General features: G+C 64.8%; 18 protein-coding genes. 11 read left to right on the plus strand and 7 right to left on the minus strand.

Translation table 11 applies throughout. The annotated features are described in order from the left end of the window. Positions 1-7: 7 nt before the first annotated feature. Both mutS and V5735_RS07700 read right to left on the minus strand, forming a co-directional pair. Positions 8-2,674: a DNA mismatch repair protein MutS gene (gene mutS, locus V5735_RS07695; protein WP_423745825.1), complete on the minus strand. Its 2,667-nt coding sequence runs from the start codon at positions 2,672-2,674 to the stop codon at positions 8-10. A 67-nt stretch (positions 2,675-2,741) separates the two neighbouring features. Further along, positions 2,742-3,062, minus strand: a complete 321-nt coding sequence (locus V5735_RS07700) for an antibiotic biosynthesis monooxygenase family protein (RefSeq protein WP_423745826.1) — start codon at positions 3,060-3,062, stop codon at positions 2,742-2,744. A 104-nt stretch (positions 3,063-3,166) separates the two neighbouring features. Here V5735_RS07700 and V5735_RS07705 point away from each other — a divergent pair, with 104 nt between their 5' ends. Next, positions 3,167-4,240, plus strand: a complete 1,074-nt coding sequence (locus tag V5735_RS07705) for a guanosine monophosphate reductase (RefSeq protein ID WP_423745827.1) — start codon at positions 3,167-3,169, stop codon at positions 4,238-4,240. A 213-nt stretch (positions 4,241-4,453) separates the two neighbouring features. Here V5735_RS07705 and thsA read toward each other — a convergent pair whose 3' ends face one another. Beyond that, positions 4,454-6,091, minus strand: coding sequence for a thermosome subunit alpha (thsA, locus tag V5735_RS07710; RefSeq protein ID WP_423746008.1), 1,638 nt, complete (start codon positions 6,089-6,091; stop codon positions 4,454-4,456). Positions 6,092-6,320: 229 nt separating this feature from the next. Between thsA and V5735_RS07715 the strand changes: the two genes are divergently transcribed. Further along, positions 6,321-7,268: an AIR synthase family protein gene (locus tag V5735_RS07715; protein WP_423745828.1), complete on the plus strand. Its 948-nt coding sequence runs from the start codon at positions 6,321-6,323 to the stop codon at positions 7,266-7,268. A 16-nt stretch (positions 7,269-7,284) separates the two neighbouring features. On the opposite strand, the gene V5735_RS07720 is transcribed toward V5735_RS07715, so the two are convergent. Continuing rightward, positions 7,285-8,232: a DUF7351 domain-containing protein gene (locus V5735_RS07720; RefSeq protein ID WP_423745829.1), complete on the minus strand. Its 948-nt coding sequence runs from the start codon at positions 8,230-8,232 to the stop codon at positions 7,285-7,287. Between the two features lie 130 nt (positions 8,233-8,362). Here V5735_RS07720 and V5735_RS07725 point away from each other — a divergent pair, with 130 nt between their 5' ends. The 9 genes from V5735_RS07725 to V5735_RS07765 all read left to right on the plus strand — a co-directional run bounded on the left by V5735_RS07725 (position 8,363) and on the right by V5735_RS07765 (position 15,641). Then, a complete protein-coding gene (locus V5735_RS07725; protein ID WP_423745830.1) occupies positions 8,363-8,944 on the plus strand; it encodes an NADPH-dependent FMN reductase in 582 nt (193 codons plus the stop codon). 6 nt (positions 8,945-8,950) lie between these two features. Further along, complete coding sequence (locus V5735_RS07730) at positions 8,951-9,769, plus strand: arylamine N-acetyltransferase family protein (RefSeq protein ID WP_423745831.1); 819 nt, start codon at positions 8,951-8,953, stop codon at positions 9,767-9,769. 26 nt (positions 9,770-9,795) lie between these two features. Continuing rightward, complete coding sequence (gfo6, locus tag V5735_RS07735; protein WP_423745832.1) at positions 9,796-10,872, plus strand: D-xylose 1-dehydrogenase Gfo6; 1,077 nt, start codon at positions 9,796-9,798, stop codon at positions 10,870-10,872. A 246-nt stretch (positions 10,873-11,118) separates the two neighbouring features. After that, a complete protein-coding gene (locus V5735_RS07740) occupies positions 11,119-12,192 on the plus strand; it encodes a glucose 1-dehydrogenase (protein ID WP_423745833.1) in 1,074 nt (357 codons plus the stop codon). After that, positions 12,179-12,805, plus strand: a complete 627-nt coding sequence (gene gfcR, locus V5735_RS07745; RefSeq protein ID WP_007982358.1) for a transcriptional regulator GfcR — start codon at positions 12,179-12,181, stop codon at positions 12,803-12,805. Before V5735_RS07740 ends, gfcR begins: the two co-directional genes overlap by 14 nt. A gap of 65 nt (positions 12,806-12,870) precedes the next feature. After that, positions 12,871-13,389, plus strand: coding sequence for a hypothetical protein (locus V5735_RS07750; protein ID WP_423745834.1), 519 nt, complete (start codon positions 12,871-12,873; stop codon positions 13,387-13,389). 43 nt (positions 13,390-13,432) lie between these two features. Then, positions 13,433-13,780 (plus strand): glutaredoxin family protein, encoded by a 348-nt coding sequence (locus V5735_RS07755; RefSeq protein ID WP_423745835.1) that lies wholly within the window; start codon positions 13,433-13,435, stop codon positions 13,778-13,780. A gap of 105 nt (positions 13,781-13,885) precedes the next feature. Next, positions 13,886-14,461 (plus strand): DUF7110 family protein, encoded by a 576-nt coding sequence (locus tag V5735_RS07760; protein WP_423745836.1) that lies wholly within the window; start codon positions 13,886-13,888, stop codon positions 14,459-14,461. Between the two features lie 208 nt (positions 14,462-14,669). Further along, positions 14,670-15,641 (plus strand): phosphoadenosine phosphosulfate reductase family protein, encoded by a 972-nt coding sequence (locus V5735_RS07765; RefSeq protein WP_007982366.1) that lies wholly within the window; start codon positions 14,670-14,672, stop codon positions 15,639-15,641. Positions 15,642-16,140: 499 nt separating this feature from the next. Here the strand turns inward: V5735_RS07765 and V5735_RS07770 are convergent, their stop codons facing one another. From V5735_RS07770 to V5735_RS07780, 3 genes are read right to left on the minus strand one after another with little or no spacing between them, the layout of a single operon-like run. Further along, on the minus strand, positions 16,141-16,428 hold the full coding sequence (locus tag V5735_RS07770) for a winged helix-turn-helix domain-containing protein (RefSeq protein WP_423745837.1): 288 nt from the start codon (positions 16,426-16,428) through the stop codon (positions 16,141-16,143). Next, positions 16,425-17,954 (minus strand): ABC transporter ATP-binding protein, encoded by a 1,530-nt coding sequence (locus tag V5735_RS07775; RefSeq protein WP_423745838.1) that lies wholly within the window; start codon positions 17,952-17,954, stop codon positions 16,425-16,427. Before V5735_RS07775 ends, V5735_RS07770 begins: the two co-directional genes overlap by 4 nt. Further along, positions 17,951-18,850 (minus strand): ABC transporter permease, encoded by a 900-nt coding sequence (locus tag V5735_RS07780; RefSeq protein WP_423745839.1) that lies wholly within the window; start codon positions 18,848-18,850, stop codon positions 17,951-17,953. The genes V5735_RS07775 and V5735_RS07780 overlap by 4 nt, the downstream gene beginning before the upstream one ends. Positions 18,851-19,041 lie beyond the last annotated feature (191 nt).

Genomic DNA, 19,041 nt, shown 5'->3' on the forward strand with positions numbered 1-19,041 from the left:
ACACAACTCAGTCTAACTCGCCCTTCAGCCTATCGAGCAGTTGCAACGCTTCGAGGGGCGTCGTGTCCGCGACGTTGGTACGGCGGAGTTCGGCGAGCACGTCGGTCGAAGCGGATGGCACGGGTGGTGACTGAGGAGCGGAATCGGTCGGGTCGGCGTCTCCAGAACGGGTACCTTCGCCCACCGAGTCCCCCTCGCCTTCGGCCAGCAGATCCTTGGAGCGGCGGATGACCGACTCCGGGACACCGGCGAGTTGGGCGACTTCGACGCCGTAGGAGGCCATCGTCGCGCCCTCCGAGATGTGGTGGTCGAAGACGACCTCGCCGTCCCGTTCCGTCGCGCCGAAGTGGAGATTGACGGCGTTCGGAAGGTCGTCGGCGACGGCCGTGAGGTCGTGGTGGTGGGTCGCAAAGAGCGTCTTCGCGCCGATTTCGTCGTGGACGTGCTCGGTCACCGAGCGCGCGATGGCGAAGCCGTCCGTGGTACTCGTTCCGCGGCCCACCTCGTCCAGCAGAATCAGCGAGCGGTCGGTCGCGTTTCCGAGGATGTCGGCGAGTTCGGTCATCTCGACCATGAACGTCGAGCGACCGCCCGCGATGTCGTCGCTCGCGCCGACGCGGGTGAACACGCGGTCCACCAGTTCGAGGCGCGCCTCGTCGGCGGGCACGAAACTGCCGACCTGTGCGAGGATGGTGATGAGCGCGACCTGCCGCATGTACGTCGATTTCCCGGCCATGTTCGGGCCGGTGATGACCGCCAGCGTGTCGTGGTCGAGGCGGGTGTCGTTCGGCACGAAGGAGGATTGGGTTCGCTCGACGACAGGATGGCGACCGTTTCGAATCTCGATGCCTTCCGAGACGATTTCGGGGCGCGAATAGCCGTGTTTGGCGGCGACCTCGGCCAGCGCGACGAGGGTGTCGAGTTCGGCCAGCGTCTCGGCGAGCGACTGCACCCGCTCGGATTCCTCGGCGACGGCCTCGCGCACCTCGCAAAAGAGGTCGTACTCCAACTCGTCGGCGCGCTGTTCGGCGCGGACGATTTCGTCCTCGCGCTCCTTGAGTTCCGGCGTGTAGAATCGCTCCGAATTTTTCAGGGTCTGCCGTCGCGTGTAGTCCTCGGGCACCTTGTCGAGGTTCGGATCGGTGACCTCGATGTAGTAGCCGTGGACCTGATTGTAGCCGACCTTGAGCGATCCGATACCCGTCCGCTCGCGTTCGCTCGCTTCGAGGTCGTCTATCCACGCCTTCCCCGAGCGCTCCGTCTCGCGGAGGTCGTCCAGTTCGTCGTCGTAGTCCGATTTGATGACGCCGCCTTCGGTGATTTCGATGGGAGGTTCCTCGGGAATCGCGCGACCGATTCGGTCGCGCACGGCGGCCATCTCGTCCAGATTCTCGTGGAGGCGTCGTAGTTTGGGAGATTCGACGCCTTCCATCGCCTCCGCGATGTCCGGAACCACGTCGAGCGTGGCCTTCAGCGAGCGCAAATCGCGGGCGTTGGCCCGGCCGCGGGAGACGCGGGAGATGAGACGTTCGATGTCGTAGACGTTTCGCAGGAGGTCGTGGACCTCTTCGCGCGCTTGGACCGTCGTCGTCCACTCCTCCACGGCGTCGAGTCGGGCTTCGATGCGGTCGCGTTCCAGCAGGGGGCGGCGGAGCCAGTCAGTGAGTTTGCGACTGCCGAGGGCGCACGCGGTTTCGTCCAGTACGCCGACGAGCGTGGCGTCGTCCTGCCCGTGAACGGCGCGGGACGAGAACAGTTCCAGGCTCGAGAGCGCCACGGCGTCCAACAGCATGTACGAGCGCGGGTCGTACCGCGTCAGGTGGTTGAGGTAGTCGAGACGGGTGTCGTCCGCATTCTCGTCGTCCTCAGCCGCGCCTTCGCCGCCGCGGACGTACTCGGCGTAGGAGAGGAGCGCCCCACAGGCCCGGATTTCGGCGTCGGTGGCGAGCAGTCGGTCCGGCGGGCCGAAGTAGTCGGCGACCAACTCGCTCGCGCCGTCGATGTCGAAGGTGGCTCCGGCGTACTCCGTCACCATGCAGTCCGCGTCGAAGACGTCGGGGGTCGGCGTGTCGGTCGCACCGTCGGGCGCGGCCGAGTCGGGGTCGAGGGCGGGGGCGACGATGGCCTCCGTCGGTGCGAACCGCTCCACTTCGTTGCGGACCTCGCTCGCGGTTTCGACCGTCGTCGCGTAGAAGTCCCCCGTCGAAACGTCGAGGATGGCGAGGCCGTACTCCTCGTCGTGGGCGAGGCTGGCGACGAAGTTGTTGTCGTCGCCGTGGAGCAGTTCGTCCTCGGTCAGCGTGCCGGGCGTGACGACGCGGGTGACGGCGCGTTCGACCACGCCGGAGGCGTCCGCCGGGTCCTGCACTTGGTCGGCGACGGCGACGCGATAGCCCGCGTCCAACAGCGCCTCGATGTACGATTCGGCGTTGTCGATGGGGATTCCGGCCATCGGATACGTCCCCGTGTTGTCCTCGCGTTGCGTGAGCGTGATTTCGAGAATCCTCGAACAGCGCTCGGCCGCCTCGCAGAACGTCTCGTAGAAGTCGCCGACCTGAAACAGTACCATCGAATCGTCGTACTGCCGACACAGCTCGAAGTACTGGCGCATCATCGGCGTCAGCTCGTCGCTGTGTTCGGCCATCTTCTCGGGTGCCCCCAGCGCCGCGTCCATGCGAGAAACCCAGTTCCCGCACGGCAATAAGCCACCGGAATCGCGGCGGAGCGGACGGGGCGCGTGGCTACCGTTCGTCCGTGAACGCCACGTCGTAGAGGTGGTAGTCCACCGTGGCGAGTTCGAGCGCCCCGTCCATGTGTTCGCGCACGTCGGGGCGCTCGAAGATGGCCTCGAAGTCGGCCTCGCTCTCCCACTGGGCGTAGTTGACGACGCGCTCTCCGTCCCGGCTTCGGTGGACGTTCGCGGAGACGAATCCGGGCAGGTGACGCATGGTCTCCTCGGTGGCGTCGGCGAGGAGGGAGACGAGTTCGTCCTGTTGCTCGGGGGGAACGGTGAAGACGTTGATGAGGGTCATCACGTCCGTTTCTGTGTCGATAGTCGTCATCGAATATCGTTCACCACGCGACACGAAATACGCTGCTGCCGACCACCCCCGTCCGTTTTCAGTGGAGTTAAGTGGAGTCGGAAACTCGGAAGTGAAGGTTACCGATGGACATCAGGACAGGTCTTTCGTACGGCGATGTGCTGCTCGTGCCGCAACGCTCTCCGGTCGATAGCCGGAGCGACGTCTCCCTGGCGACGAAGCTAACGCCGACCCTCGAACTCGACGCGCCGCTTCTCTCCGCGCCGATGGATACCGTCACCGAGACGGACGCCGCAATCGCCCTCTCGGAGCGGGGTGGTCTCGGAACGATTCACCGCTTCATGGGCATCGGGGAGCAAGCCGAACAGGTTCGCTCGGTGAAAGCGGCCGGTGGACTGGTCGGTGCCGCCGTCGGCATCAACGAGGAGTTCATCGACCGGACGGAAGCCACGCTCGACGCGGGCGCGGACTGCATCATGGTCGACGTCGCTCACGGCCACATGGAGCGCTGTCTGGACGCCGTGTCCGAAATCAAAGCCGAGTTCCCCGACGCGGAACTCGTCGCCGGAAACGTCGTCACGCCGGAAGCCGTCTCGGACCTCTACTCGGCGGGCGCGGACGGCGTGAAGGTCGGCGTCGGTCCCGGTTCGCACTGCACGACCCGCAAGGTCGCCGGAGCGGGCGTCCCGCAACTGACCGCCGTGGACGATTGCTCGGAGCGGGCGGACGACCTCGGAATCCCAATCGTCGCCGACGGTGGCATCCGTACCTCCGGGGACGCCGTGAAGGCGCTCATGGCCGGGGCCTCGACCGTGATGATGGGAAGCTTCTTCGCCGGAACCGAGGAAGCGCCCGGTGAAACCGTGACCGTGGACGGCCGGGCGTTCAAGCGTTCGCGCGGCATGGCCTCCACCGCCGCGAACGAGAACCGCACCGACAAGGACCTCACCCCCGACGCCGACGAGGGAATCGCGGGCCTCACCGAGTACAAAGGCCCGCTCGCCGACGAAGCCGAGACCTTCCTCGCCGGACTCCGCTCGGGGCTGAGTTACTGCGGCGGCCACGACATCGCCGCCGCACGCGAGAACGCCGAATTCATCCAAGTCGCCCCGAGCGCGCGGGAGCGAGAGGGCGCACACTCCGTCTTCGCAAACGCCGAAACGGAAGAAGAGAAGGAAGCACTGGCTCCGTTGCAGTAATCGGATTTCACATCTCGCGCTTCGGGTTTCGTTGTGGCGCGCTGGGACGGATCCGAGGACACGTCGTCCGAGGTCCGTGTTGACAGCGTGCGAGGGATGAGCACCCCTCTTCCGGCGCGAAGGGGGCAGAATATCTCCTCTCGTCGCCGTCTAGAACCCACGAACACCGCACCTCGTTGGACATCAAAACGAGATTCGATTCTCGCTCCCGTCCTACATCATGCCGCCCATCCCTCCCATACCGCCCATGCCACCCGTCTCGGGGCCGCCCGCTTCGTCCTCGCTCTTGCCGAGGTCACCCGCGGAAATCACGTCGTCGATGCGCAACAGGAGTTCGGCGACGTCGGTCGCGCTCTGGATGGCTTGGGTCTTGACGCGGAGGGGTTCGACCACGCCCGCGTCGAGCATGTCCACGACGTCGCCGGTTTCGGCGTTCATTCCGGCGCTCTCCTCCCCGGCGTCGTGCCGACTTCGGAGTTCGGTGATTGCGTCGACCGGGCTGACGCCCGCGTTTTCGGCCAGCGTGCGGGGAATCGCCTCCATCGCGTCGGCGAACGCCTCGACCGCGAGCTGTTCCCGGCCGCCGACGCTATCAGCGTACTCCCGGAGGGCGAGCGCGAGCGCAGTTTCGGGTGCGCCGCCGCCCGGTAACACCCGGCCGTCCAGCAGGGCGACGCGGACGACGCCGAGGCTGTCGTTGACGGCCCGTTCGACCTCTTCGACGACGTGTTCGGTGCCGCCGCGGAGGAGCAGGGTGACGCTTCGCGGGTTGTCACACTCCTCGACGAAAATCCGGGTATCCCCCGCCACGTCGCGTTCGGCCACGAGTCCGGCGTGGCCGAGGTCGTCGGGGTCGATGTCGTCGAGGCTGGAGACGACGCGGCCGTCCGTCGCCCGCGCGAGGTGGTTCACGTCGCTCTGTTTCGCGCGGCGGACGGCGAGGATGCCCTCCCGTGCGAGGAAGTGCTGTGCGAGGTCGTCGATGCCCTTCTGGCAGAAGACGACGTTCGCGCCGCTGTCGGCGATTCTATCGACCATCTCCCGGAGCTGTGCCTCCTCGCGGTCGAGGAACTGCTCGAGTTGGTCCGGGTCGGTGACGCTGACCGCCGTCTCCGCTTCCGTCTCCTGTACCTCGATGGGCGTATCGACCAGCGCGATGGTGGCGTCCTCGACGTGCCACGGCATGTCGTCGTCCACGCGCTGCTTGTCCACCACGACGCCATCCACGAGTTCCGACCCCGAGATGGCACCCCCGACGACCGTCTCCACGGTGACGTTCGAGAGGTCGATGTCGTCGCTCTCGTCGTCGCGGACCGCGCGAACCGCCCGCACGACGATTTCCGACAGCGCTTGCTTGGCCGCTTCGGCCCCCTTCCCCGTCATCGCCGTCTGTGCGATTTCGACGAGCAGGTCGCTCTCCTCGACGGGATGGGCCGCCGATTCGAGTACCCGTGACGCTTCTCTGCTCGCCTGTCGGTAGCCCCGCGCGACCGTGGTCGGATGGACGCCCTGTTCGAGCAGTTCCTCCGCCCGGCGAAGCAGGTCCCCGGCGAGGATGACCGCCGTCGTCGTCCCGTCCCCCGTCTCGTCCTCTTGGGTTTCGGCGGCTTCGACGACCATCGTCGCCGCCGGGTGTTCGATGTCCATCTCCGTGAGGATGGTCACGCCGTCGTTGGTGACGACGACGTCACCCATCGAATCCACGAGCATCTTGTCCATTCCCCGCGGGCCGAGCGTGGTGCGTACCGCCTCGGCGACCGCCCGTCCGGCGGTGACGTTCATCTCGCGGGCGTCGCGTCCGCTCGTTCGCTGTGCCTCCTCCCCCAGTATCAGGACCGGTCCGGTCTGCATTCTGTCTGCCATGATACCCCACACCGGATACGACAGCATGCACAAAAGAACTAGTCCCGTGACGCGAGCGGAGCAGTCGTTCCGTAGTGCGCCGAAATCAGCGCGGAGAATCCGACGGCCGGACCACGAGGAAACTGACGACCCCACCGCGGCGAATCCGACGGCCCCACCGCCCCGACAACCGCGCCACGACGAAACGCACATTGGCACGTCGTGAGAACGTCGGGGCATGATCGGTAAACTCGACCCGGAGGACCTCGCGCTCGTCGTCTCCCGGACCGGCGCGAGCGACGAGGACGTCTCCGTGGGTCCCGGATACGGCGAGGACGCCGCCGCAATCGAGGTGGGGGAGCGAACGCTCGTCGTCAGTTCCGACCCGCTCTCGCTGGCGCGCGAACGACTCGGCACGCTCGCGGTCAACGTCGCCAGCAACGACGTGGCCTGCTCCGGGGCCGACCCGCGATGGTTGACGAACGTCGTCTTCCTCCCCGACGACGACCGGGAGACGCTGGACGTCGTGACCCGACAGATAGACGAGGCGGCGACCGAACTCGACATCGCCATCGTCGGTGGCCACTCCGAGTACGCGCCCGACCTCTCGCGGCCGATGGTCACGATGACTTGCATGGGACTGGCTGACGAGTTCGTCCCGACCGGCGGGGCGGAACCGGGCGACCGACTGATTCTGACGAAGGGTGCCGGAATCGAGGGCACGGCCATCCTCGCCACCGACTTCCGCGCGGAGGTCGGCCCGGTGGCCGAACGCGGCGAATCGTTCTTCGAGGAGATAAGCGTCGCCGAGGACGCCCGCCACCTCCGCGAGTACGCCCACGCCATGCACGACCCGACGGAAGGCGGCGTGGTCACCGGGCTGTTGGAGATGGCGGAAGCTTCCGGCGTGCGCCTCGAAGTCGCCCGCGACGACGTGCCGGTCCGGGACGCGACCCGCGACCTCTGTGACACCATGGGCGTGGACCCGCTCCGCATCTTCGGCTCCGGGGCGCTCCTCGCGGCGGTCCCTGAGGAGTCGGTCGAGGAGGCGCTCGACGCGGTTCGGGCGGTCGGAATCCCGGCCGCCGTCGTCGGGCGCGCCGTCGAAGGCGACGGCGCGCTCGCGCTGGACGATGAGGAAATCACCGACCCGCCGCGCGACGAGTTGTACGCCCTCTGGGAGTAGCGCCGCGTGACTTCGGTTACGAGACAGACCGTTCGACGACGCTCAGCTCCTCGTCCACGACGAGTTCGAGCGTGTCGCCGTCGAGGGTAACGCGAAGCGCGACTTCCCACGGATCCGTGGAGCGGACGGTTACGTGGCGGTCGGTCGTGGCGAATTCGAGCTTCCAGATGGGCGTCGTCGTCACGTCGAGACCCCGCTCGTGGCAGAATGAGATGAGATCGGGGTTTCCGAGGAGGGCTTCGCCGAGCCGCAAGTAGTTCCGGTGATTACAGCGGTCACACGAGCGGTTGATGCACACCGCCCGCTGGTCGGGACGGGGATAGCCCGTCTCGGACGGCTCGACGAACGTCGTGTCCACCGCGTTCCCACAAAGATGGCAGACCCCGCGTGCGAACGCGAGGCGAACCGACCGGTTGTACTCGCTGGCCTGTGCGACGGTGCTCCCGTCGTCGCCGTGCAGGACGCCGGGGGGCGTGAAGTCGTACTCGTACAGGTACGAACAGCCCGGACACTGTATCTTGAACAGGGCGTGTTCGTACATCGCCTCGACGGGTTCCCCGCAGAAGTAACAGTCCGTATCGAGTTCCGTCGGGGAGAGGGACGCGCCGTCTCCGTCCGTCGTGGCTCGAATCGTTCGCGTGAGCATCGTCCCCTCCGGGCGGAGCGCGTAGCCGGTCCCCTCCTGCTCGACGACCGTTTCGACGAGTTGCGAGTGGCCGTCGTCCCGACGCTCGACGAACTCCCCGACGAGCTGTTGGAGATGGTAGTTGAACCGACTGCTGTCCACGTCCGTGCCCACGCGCGAGCGCAGCTCCGAGAACGAGAGCGCGGGCGGGTTCCCCTCCCCGCCGCGGGCGTCGCTGAGCGCGTTGAGTATCCCCGCCCGAACGTCGTTGCCGATGAGCGTGAGCGCCTCGGTCGATGCGACCGACGATTCGGCCGCCGATTCGAACTCGTCCTGCATCTCGTGACGGCGGTTTTCCATCGACCGGGTAATCTCTTCTGGTCGGGTCGGGGGAAGTGACAGACGGACAACTGTAGCCGTCTTCAGCGAGCGCTTTAGTGGCTGTCGGCGGTACTCTCTTCCGACGAAGATGGAACCCGATACACACGTCGTCGCGCTGTGCGGGAGCCTGCGCGACGAAAGCGGAACGCGGGCCGCCCTCGGGACGGCACTCGACGCGGCGGAAGCGGCCGGTGCGACGACGACGCTCGTCGACCTGCGCACCTACGACCTGCCGCTGGTGGACGCGGACGAGACGACCCCGGCGGACGCCGAATCGCTTCGACGGACGCTCCGAGACGCCGACGCAATCTTGCTCGGCACGCCGATGTACCACGGGTCGTACTCCTCGCCGCTGAAGACGGCGCTCGACTACTGCGGGTTCGAGGAGTTCGAGAACAAGACGGTCGGGTTGCTCGCTGTGTCCGGCGGCCGGTTTCCGACGTCCGCCCTCGAACACCTCCGGTCCGTCTGCCGAGCGTTGAACGCGTGGACGCTTCCCCTCGAAGTCGGCGTCTCCGACGCTCACTCGTCGTTTTCGGACGGCGAACTGACCGACTCGACCGCCGCGGAGCGCGTCCGTCGCCTCGGCGAACACCTCGTCCTGTTCGCCGGTGTCGAGCAGTATCCCGAGGTCGCCAGCGCGACCATCGAATCGGTCACCGGATTCTAAGCCAGCATGAATCACGAACGATACTGCGGTCGAATCGGTCTGGACTCGACGACGATTCGGGACACGGACCTCGAAACGCTCGCCCGACTCCAACGCGCGCACGTCACGACGGTTCCCTTCGAGAACGTCGCCATCACCGGCGACCCGTTCGGCGACCGCGAGGGAGCGGGCGTCTCGCTCGCCGCCGGTGACTGCTACGACAAAATCGTCGAGCATCGCCGCGGCGGGTTCTGTTTCGAACTCAACGGTCTCTTCGGCGACCTCCTCGCCGAACTCGGATTCGACGTGAGTCGACGCGCGGCGATGGTGCTCTCGGACGGGGAGGCGCGTCCACCCGCGAACCACCTCACGAACGTCGTCACGCTCGACCGGCCGTACATCGTGGACGTGGGGATGGGAGTCCCGACGATGCGGCGTCCGCTCCCGCTCGACGGCGACGCGACGCGGGACGACATCGGCGTCGAATGGCGCACCGTCGAAAGCGACCGTCCCGATTCGGACTACGCGACCCAGTTCCGGGACTCGTCCGAGGAAGACCCCGAATGGAAAACGCGGTACGTCTTCCGCGACATCCCGAGGGAGCGGTCGTACTTCGAGGCGACGTGCGAGTACCTCGCATCCGCGCCCGAGTCGCCGTTCACGGGCGACCCCGTGGTCACCATCGCGACCGATTCCGGTCATGCGAAGCTCACCCCCGACGCGCTGACCCGGCACGAAAACGGCGAGGAGCGCGAGCGGTCGCTCGCCGAGGCGGAGTGGTACGACGCGCTCGAAACCGAGTTCGGCGTGACCGACCGCCCCGAGGCGACACGCCCCAAACGCTAACCGCCACAGGCTCGTTCCTGTGGGGGATGACGCTCGCAGACCACCTCGACGACTTCACCCGACGCGATTGGGAGACCGTGACCGACTCGGACGAACGAGTTCGGTTCGCGCTCGTCGGCCTCGGCTGGTTCACGACGGAGATGGTCGTCCCGGCCCTTCGGGACAGCGACCGCTGTGAAATCGGGGCGCTCGTCAGCGGTTCGGCGGAAAAGGCCGCTCGACTCCGCGACGAAATGGGGGCCGCCCGCGCGTTGCGTTACGAGGAATTCCACGCGGGGGAGGGTGCCGACGCGTACGACGCGGTGTACATCGCCACGCCGAACGCGACACACCTCGAATTCGCGGAGACGGCGGCCGACCTCGGCAAGGCCGTTTTGTGCGAGAAACCGATGGAAGTCTCGGCCGCGCGGGCGGAGCGGTTGGTCGAAGCCTGTGACGAGGCCGGGGTGCAGTTGATGGTCGGCTATCGGATGCACGTGAACCCGGCCGTCCGGCGGATGCGTGACCTCGTACGGGAGGGATTCGTCGGCGACCCCGTACTGGTCGAGGGGTCGATGTGCCAGAACGTCTTCGAGCAGATAACGCCCGACCCGAACCAGTGGCGACTCGACGCCGACCTCGCTGGCGGGTCGGCGCTCATCGACCTCGGCATCTATCCGCTGAACACCGCCCGATTCGTCCTCGGTTCCGGCCCGGTGAGCGCGCAGGGGACGACGCGGAGTCCGCACGAACACTTCTCCGGGGTGGACCAACACGTCTCGTTCGAGGTCGCGTTCGACGACGGCGTCACCGCGGCCTGCGTCGCCAGCCAGTACGCCCAGAAGGGAAGCGAGTTCTCGGTGACGGGGACCGAGGGAAAACTGACGCTCTCTCCGGCGTTCTTCGGCGAGGCTCAGTTGACGGTCGAACGCGGCGACGCGGCGGCCGCGTTCTCGGTCGCACCGGTGAACGAGGAACGGGAGGAATTCGACTACTTCGCCGACCGTTTGCTCGCCGACCGCGACCCCGGACCCGACGGCGCGCACGGACTGGTCGATATGCGAACCATCGAAGCCATCTACGAGTCGGCGGAAACCGGCGAGCGCGTGGCGGTCGAACGCTAACGAGCGTCCGCGAACGGCGGAAACCGGGCGCTTCGGGAACGGGTTCGCTGGCGCGGATTTCGGCGACGCAGTTGTGACTCGCCGAACAGCGCACGGGAAAACGCGAGCGGCCAGAACTGCATATTGGACAGACGTTCGGGTTCGTGTGAGCATACTACCATGGACGCTCGTGGCCGCTCACCTGCACCTGAACGATTTACTCGGCAAAGAATAAATGTTTTGAATACCGGGCTGTAAGGGTGTGACATGCACGCAGTCGCACTCAAGCGCGGCGCGAGTGCCCCCGAAGTCATCGATAAACCCCGACCGGACCGCGATTCCGGCGAGGTGCTGGTGCGGACACTCCGAGTAGGCATCGACGGAACCGATTACGAAGTCATCGCCGGACATCACGGCGGCTTTCCCGCGGACGACGACCACCTCGTTCTCGGCCACGAGGCTGTCGGCGTGGTGGTGGACCCGAACGATACCGCGTTCAAGGAAGGGGACGTGGTCGTGCCGACCGTTCGCCGTCCGCTTCCCGACGGCCCGACGGAGTACTTCGAGCGGGGCGAACCGGACATGGCTCCCCCGGAGGACGTCGTCGAGCGCGGCATCACCGGCGGCCACGGCTTCATGAGCGACTACTTCACCAGTCCCGCGGAGTTCCTGCTTCCCATTCCGGACGACCTCGCCGAGTGGGGCTTTCTGGTCGAACCCATCAGCATCGCCGAGAAGGCCATCGAACACGCCGACGCCTCGCGCTCGGCGTTCGACTGGCAACCGGAGAGCGCGCTCGTCCTCGGCAACGGGTCGCTCGGCCTGCTCACGCTGGCGATGCTCGGCCAGTCCTTCGAGCGGACCTACTGCCTCGGCCGCCGCGACCGACCGGACCCGACCATCGACATCATCGAGGCGTTGGGCGCGACGTACATCGATTCGCGCGAGACGCCCGTCTCGGAGATACCCGACGCGTACGAATCGATGGACTTCATCTTCGAGGCGACCGGCTACCCGAAACACGCCTTCGAGAGCATCGAGGCGCTCGCGCCGAACGGCGTCGCGGCGCTGCTCGGCGTCCCGGATTCGTGGCCGTTCGAAATCGATGGCGGGAAACTCCACCGCGAACTCGTGATGCACAACAAGGCGCTCGTCGGGAGCGTCAACTCCGGCTACCGGCACTTCGAGGCCGCGACCGAGACGCTCTCGTCGCTCCCCGACTGGCTCTTGGACGACCTCGTGACCGGCATCTACGACACCTCGAACCTCGCGGACGCATTTGCGGACGACGAAACGACAATAAAGGCCGCGGTGAAATTCTACGACCATGAAGAACGTTGACGACCTCATCGAGAGCGCGGCCGAGCTAGCGGAGCGCGGCCTCTCGAAGGGCGAAATCGCGGACGAACTGAACGTCTCGCGCGAGACGGCGAGTTGGCTCGTCGAACGGAGCGGGAGCGCACCGACCCCCGAACCGACCGGCGGTCCGCAGGACATCCACGTCGATTGGAGCGCCATCGGCCGCGACAGCGCCCGCCTCTCGCACGTCGGCGCGGCGATGGCCGATATGCTGTCGAAACACGGCGAGGAGGTCGATTTGACCATCGGAATCGAGAAGGCGGGTGCGCCGCTGGCGACCACCGTCGCCCGCGAACTCGGCACCGACCTCGGAACCTACGCGCCGCGAAAACACCAGTGGGACGAGGGCGACATCGACGAGTACGGCGGCAGTTTCTCGCGCAACTTCGCACAGATTCGGGACCGCGAGTGCTACGTCGTGGACGACACCATCACCAGCGGGACGACGATGACTGAAACCATCGAAGCCATCAAGGACCGCGGCGGCGACCCGGTCGCCTGCATCGTCCTCGCCGATAAGCGCGGTATCGAGGAGCTAGACGGCGTTCCCGTCTACTCGCTGGTGCAGGTCATCGGCGTCGGCAGCGACGAGTAGCGTCACGAAAACCGACCCGAACCCGCGGCAGAAAGCATTTATTTTTCGATGATAACTCCCGGAGTATGACCTCCAGACGGGTTCTCGTCGGAACTCTCACCCTCGGTTTGGTCGTCGGCCTCGTCCTCGGTTCGGCCGGGTCATCGCTGTTCAGTTTTCCCGCGAACGCGAGGAACGGCGTCGAGATACCGTCCGAATCCCTCGTCACCGCCACCGGGACGGGCTGTTCGGCGACGGTCGATACCGGCGGCTGGGTCGGCCAGCAACCGATTCACGACGTGGTGGCCGTCTCGTTTAACGACACCATCGCGCACGAAGCGACCGCCATCGACGTGAACGCGACGTTGGATTCCGGCGCTGACGGGGACTATTTCCTCCGCATCGATACGAGCCCCGACCACGCCGCGTCGGCGAAGAAGGGGTCGCCGGACGACTGTCAGCCGCGGACGACCATCGACGCGGCCGTTACGGTGCCGCGCGATTACGACACGATAACCGTCGTCATCGACGGCGAGACGGTGACGACCGTCGAAAACGACGGCAGTTCCTTCGCTCGCTACCGTCCCGTCAACGGCACGGCGTGACGCGGGCGCAACTTCTTTGCGGCGTGGGTGCCTACGTAACGGTATGACCTTCACACCCGGCGAACAGCTATCGGCCGAGGAAGTCGAGGAACGGGTCGATTCGACCATCGCGAACGAGGACGTCGTGCTTTTCATGAAGGGAACGCGCCTCATGCCGCAGTGCGGCTTTTCCATGCGCGCGGTCGAACTCCTCGACGCGCATCTCGGGGACGAGTTCGAGACGGTGAACGTGCTCGATAACCTAGATGCCTACCGCGAGGCGTTGTCGAGTCACAGCGGCTGGGAAACGATACCGCAGACGTACGTGGACGGCGAATTCATCGGCGGAAGCGACATCCTCGCGGAGATGGACGAACGAAATGAACTCGAATCGACACTTCGAACGGACTGACGTCAGTTCGCCGGTTGCACGCGCAACCGAAAGAGTAGACCCTATAAGTGCGGGGCGCGTATACAAATACGTACCGCCGACGGGAGACGGAACCCACGACTACAAATGAGCCAGGTATACCGACTACATTCGACGCTCGAATTGCCGCTTGAAACTGTTTACGACTACTTCGAAAGTGACCCAGAACTACCGGACGGAATCGACAGCGTCGATATCACCCGCCGGAACAACACTCTCATCATCAGCGCAGTCTCGACGGACGAGAGCATCAGCAAGTACACGCCGACCGCGCAACTGAAAGCCAGCGTCTCCGAGACGCGCGTCTTCACCGAGGAGGAGGAGGCGCGACGCAACGCGCCCCGATGGGGGACTCCGGAAGAGGAAGAAGAGGAGGAACCGACCGGCGAACTCATCGAGATGGCCGCGTTCAAAGGCGACCGCGAGACGGTGCTCCAGAACAGCGCGGTGCAGTACCCGATGTTTGAGGTGCTCTGCACTATCGCGCGAAAGGCCGAGAAGGGAACGCTGACTGCCATCGCCGAAGTCGGTGGCGAACTCGAAGCCACCCGAATCGTCGACGGCGACGACCGTCCGGCGTCCATCGAAGTCGTCGAAGGACCGCGCAATGAAAACTCCTCGTCCAGCGGCGTGAACTGGCGCGACAACAAGTTCATCAGCTAATCGTCGTCCTGCTCCCCGTCCTCCCATCGATGCAAACTCCATCTCGCACGGATTCGCCCGCGAGAACTGACCGTCCGATTTTTTCCGGTGTCCCTCCTCGTGTGAGCCGCGGCTCGAAAACGAGACGTATCAGTTTGATTATTTTAAATGGTTCCTCACGCCGAGCCGAAAAGCACTTTAGCGACCTAATTATATCTAATTACACGTCATGGCAAACGACTTCCCCGACTACCTCGACGTGGATTACACGGACGGCGAAGGCGAGAACCCCGAAGACTATCCCTCGCTCGAAGACAAGATCGAGAAGGCGATAGACGTCACGCGCAAGGGTCTCGAAGAGTACGAGAACCCCGCCGTCATGTGGACCGGCGGTAAGGACTCCACGCTCACGCTCTACTTCATCAAGGAAGTCGCGGAGCGCTACGACTTGGAAGTCCCCCCGGCGGTGTTCATCGACCACTACCAGCACTTCCAGGAGATTCACGACTTCGTGGACTACTGGGCCGACGAGTGGGACTTGGAGGTCATCTACGCCCGCAACGAGGACGTGGGCGGCTACGTGGACGAACACGACCTCGAACCCGGCGACGACATCGAAATCGACGCGCTCTCGGAGCACAACCAACACCACGTCCGGGAACTCCTCGAATACGAGGAGGACACGTTCCCGTTCCTCCTCGACACGTACGTGGGCAACCACCTGCTGAAGACCGTCGCGCTCAACGACGCGCTCGAAGAGTACGACGTTGACGGCGTTATCTCCGGCGTCCGCTGGGACGAACAGGAAGCCCGCGCCGACGAGACGTTCTTCAGCCCGCGCCACGACCCCGAAATCTACCCGCCGCACGACCGCGTTCAACCCATCCTCCACTTCGACGAACCCGCGGTCTGGGACGCGTTCTGGTACTTCGTCGTCCCGGACACCGTGGAGGACTACCCCGACGACGGCTACGTCCCGCAAGGCTTCGACGACCTGCCGAACGACCTCACGCAGGACGACATCCCCGTCTCACCCAAGTACTTCGAAGGGTTCCGCTCGCTCGGCAGCGAAATCAGCACCGAGAAAAGCGACCAGGAACCGGCTTGGCTGCAGGACATGGAGAACACCACCGAGCGCGCGGGCCGCGCCCAGGACAAAGAGGACCTGATGGAGCGCCTGCGCGACTTGGGTTACATGTAAGACCCACCTTTTACGACGCTCGCAAGTGGAAGCGCCGACGGCAACCGTCGGCGCTTCCACGGGCATCTTCACGGCGAAGCCGTGAAGGAACAAGGGAGCTTTCTCCCTCGCATTTCCTGTAAAAGCTGAACCAAAAGCACTCCTCCCTCATTTTGACGAACGACTCGTCACGCGAGTCGTTCGTCTCCATTCGGTCGTCGGCCCGGAAAATCGGAGATTTTCCGGTGTCTCACAACCGCGAGGCGATTGTGATCGCTCGAAAGACCGAAGTCTTTCGTTGGGTGTGCTAGCGACTGGTGGGTGTGTCGCCTGCTGATTTTTCGGTTGTGCGGAACGCCGTTTCTGACGGTTGTGTCGATTGCTGACTTCCGGGAATTGTGTGGTCTCTCGATTCCCGACGATTGCGTAATCATTCCCGACGATTGCGTAAACGGCGGATTTCGTGCGGTCGTGTCCTCGACCTATCGCTCACGGCTCACGTCCGTTCGCCGTTCGCTCGTCAGGTGTCGAGGCCGTCGAGGAGTGCTTCGAGCGTCTGGACGTGTTCCTCGAACAGCCCCCGTCCCTCGTCGGACAGTCGGTAGGTCGTCCGGGGTTTTTTATCCACGAATTCCTTCGTCACTTCGACGGCGCCCGCGTCCTCCATCCGTCCGAGGTGGCTGCTCAGGTTACCTTCGGTCACGTCCAAGGCCGTCTTGAGGTCGTTGAAACTCGTCTCCCCGTGCGCGTAGAGGTGGGCGAACAATTGCAACCGTGTCGGCTGGTGGACGAGTTTGTCGAAGTTCATGCCCCGCGTAGGATTCCGTAGGCGGCGACGGCATAAATGAAGTACGAGACGCCGAAGGCGGCGTATCCCCACGGCCGAAGCGGTTCCCAGTAGGAGAGGAGGAGGACGTACGCGACCATCAACACGCCGCCGACGGACAGGGCGAGCCTGTCTTTGCGTCGAATCCGATACGCGCGGAGGCTGTTGGCTTCGACGAGGTAGCCGATCCCCGTCAACGAAGTCCAGATGCTGAACACGTACAGCGTCCCGTCGACGTACCCCAAATCGCCCAAAACGGGGTTCGTGACGAGTTGAATCACGAGTCCGGCACAGAAGATGAGGCCGAACTGGTAGCCTACGTTCGGCAGTTCGCGGGGTGGCCCACCCCGTTCGTGCCTCCCGAGGTACCAGCTGACGACGCCGCCGGTAGCCATCAACCCGAACCAGACGACGCCGAACCAGTACGCCGGAAGTCGTTCGCTGAGGACGTACTGGGATGCGAGCGACGCGACGAGGACGAGCGCGGCAAACACCAACCACAGTCTGACGAGGCTGGGATACCGCTCCTCGATACCCATGGCGTCCTTGATACCCTCGATGTCCCGTTTCAGTCGGGTCACGTCGACATCGTCGGGCACGTCGTCGACCGTTTGCGTCTCGGTTTCGGTCATCGCTCTCCCTCCGAGAGGTGGACGTAGTAGTTGAACAGGTCGGTGTAGGTCGGCGTCGCCTCGGTTACCGCCTCGCCGCCCGTATCCACCTCCATTCGCTTCGCTATCTCCTCGACGCTCTGCCCGTCCGGGACGAATCCGCGTGTCTGTCCCCCGTCGCTGAACACGCGCTCGTCGACGACGTGCTCGGAGAGGATGCTCCCCGTCTCGATACCCATCACGCGCGCCACGGGGGGGAAGCGACGAGAGCATCTCTTTGGGGGTGCCGGTAGCGACGACGCGGCCGTCGTTGACGAACGCCAGTCTGTCGGCCAAGTCGGCGTCGTGGGGCAGGTGGCTCGAAATCACGAACGTCGCGTCGCGCTCGCGGACGACTCCGTGGAGCGTCTGTATCATCGAGAGGTCGAGACCGGCGGTCGGTTCGTCGAGCAGGTACACCGGGACGTCGATGCTCAAGGTAATCGCCAACTCGATTTTGCGTTTCATCCCGACCGAACAGTCTTCGAGCGGCTTGTCCAGCGCATCCACCACGTCGAAGCGTTCGACGTACTTCTCCCAGCGGTCGGTAAATCGGGGATGGAGACGCGAGTAAAACCGGATGTTCTCTCGACCTGTGAGGGAGTCGATTCCCATCGCTTCCTGCAAGAGGAAGCCGACGTTCGACGCCGCTTGGGGCGGTTTGCCGAACACCAACACGCTCCCATCGGTTGGCCGCATGCTCCCGGCCATACAGGACAGCAGGACGGTTTTGCCGACGCCGTTCGGGCCGAGCAGAACCAGCACTTCCCCTTCTTCCACGTCGACGCTGACCGATTCGAGCACGTCGTTCCCGTCGAACGACTTGTCGATGTCTTTCGCTTCGATAGCGGTTGTCATTCGCCGGAACCTCCCTCATTCCCGAGCCAGCGTCGCTGATACAGCACCCGGTTCGTCACGACGAATCCGACGACGAGCACGACGACACCGTACCCGGCAAGCAACGCGAGCGACGCCGGGTCGCTCGGCATCGCCGGTGGCGCGAGTCCCGCCTGCTTCCAATCCCCGATATCGAGCAACTGGTAGACAGCGATTCGGGCCGCGAGCGTGTTCGGAAGGAGGTTCAGCAGCGTCGGGTCGCCGGAGAACATCCCCGGCGAGGTGCCGTTGTAGCCGGTGAGGAAGTAGCCCATCATGGCGACGGAGATCGAGATGATGTTGGCGTAGCGCGCCTCGCGGACGAGCGTGGCGATGCCGAGCGCGAGCACGAGCCAGACGAGGTTCGACAGGAGGAGCGCGACGAGGAGTACCGGAACCGCGCCGAGCCCTCGAAGCGTGTACTCCGCCCCGGTGAGGACGCTCACGCCGAGGACGAACCCGAACGCGGCCAGGCCGAACAGCTCTCCGGCGACGAGTCGCCCTACCAAATCGGCGGACGACCGTATCGGCAACGACCGGAACTGCGCGTATCGGTGCTGTTCTAAGTCCGTCACGAGGTGCTGGCCGAACACGTTCAGACAGACCACGGTCGCGCCGAACATCCCGTACCCGACCGCGACGGTGGCCTTGACCGTCGGCAACGTGTCCGCCGGAATTTGATCGGTCGGCATGAACACGTTGATGGTCAGCAGATAGAATCCCGCGGGAAAGCCCATCGACCAGACCAGGACCGCCAGACTCCGACGCATCTCGCGCAAATTGCGGTCGACGAACGCCCACATCTGTCGAACCCACCCGCTCCCGGAGATTCCCGTGGAGTAGATGTGACCCGAGTTGGATTTCGATTCCGTTGACATCTCGTCCCCACTGTTGGCGCTCCGACCCATAAATGTTTGCAATAGAATGTACTTTGTAGAACAAAGTTCGAGGTAGAAGCTACGAGAGTACGCTCCGTGACGGCAGTCGTCGGTAGATTCGACGTTCCACTGCCCGTTCCACGGTACCAATTCACAAAAATGGCTTTTGTTTCACCATTCGAATCGACATA

Origin of the sequence: Haladaptatus sp. SPP-AMP-3, assembly GCF_049568665.1 — an archaeon.
Lineage (GTDB): Archaea > Halobacteriota > Halobacteria > Halobacteriales > Haladaptataceae > Haladaptatus > Haladaptatus paucihalophilus.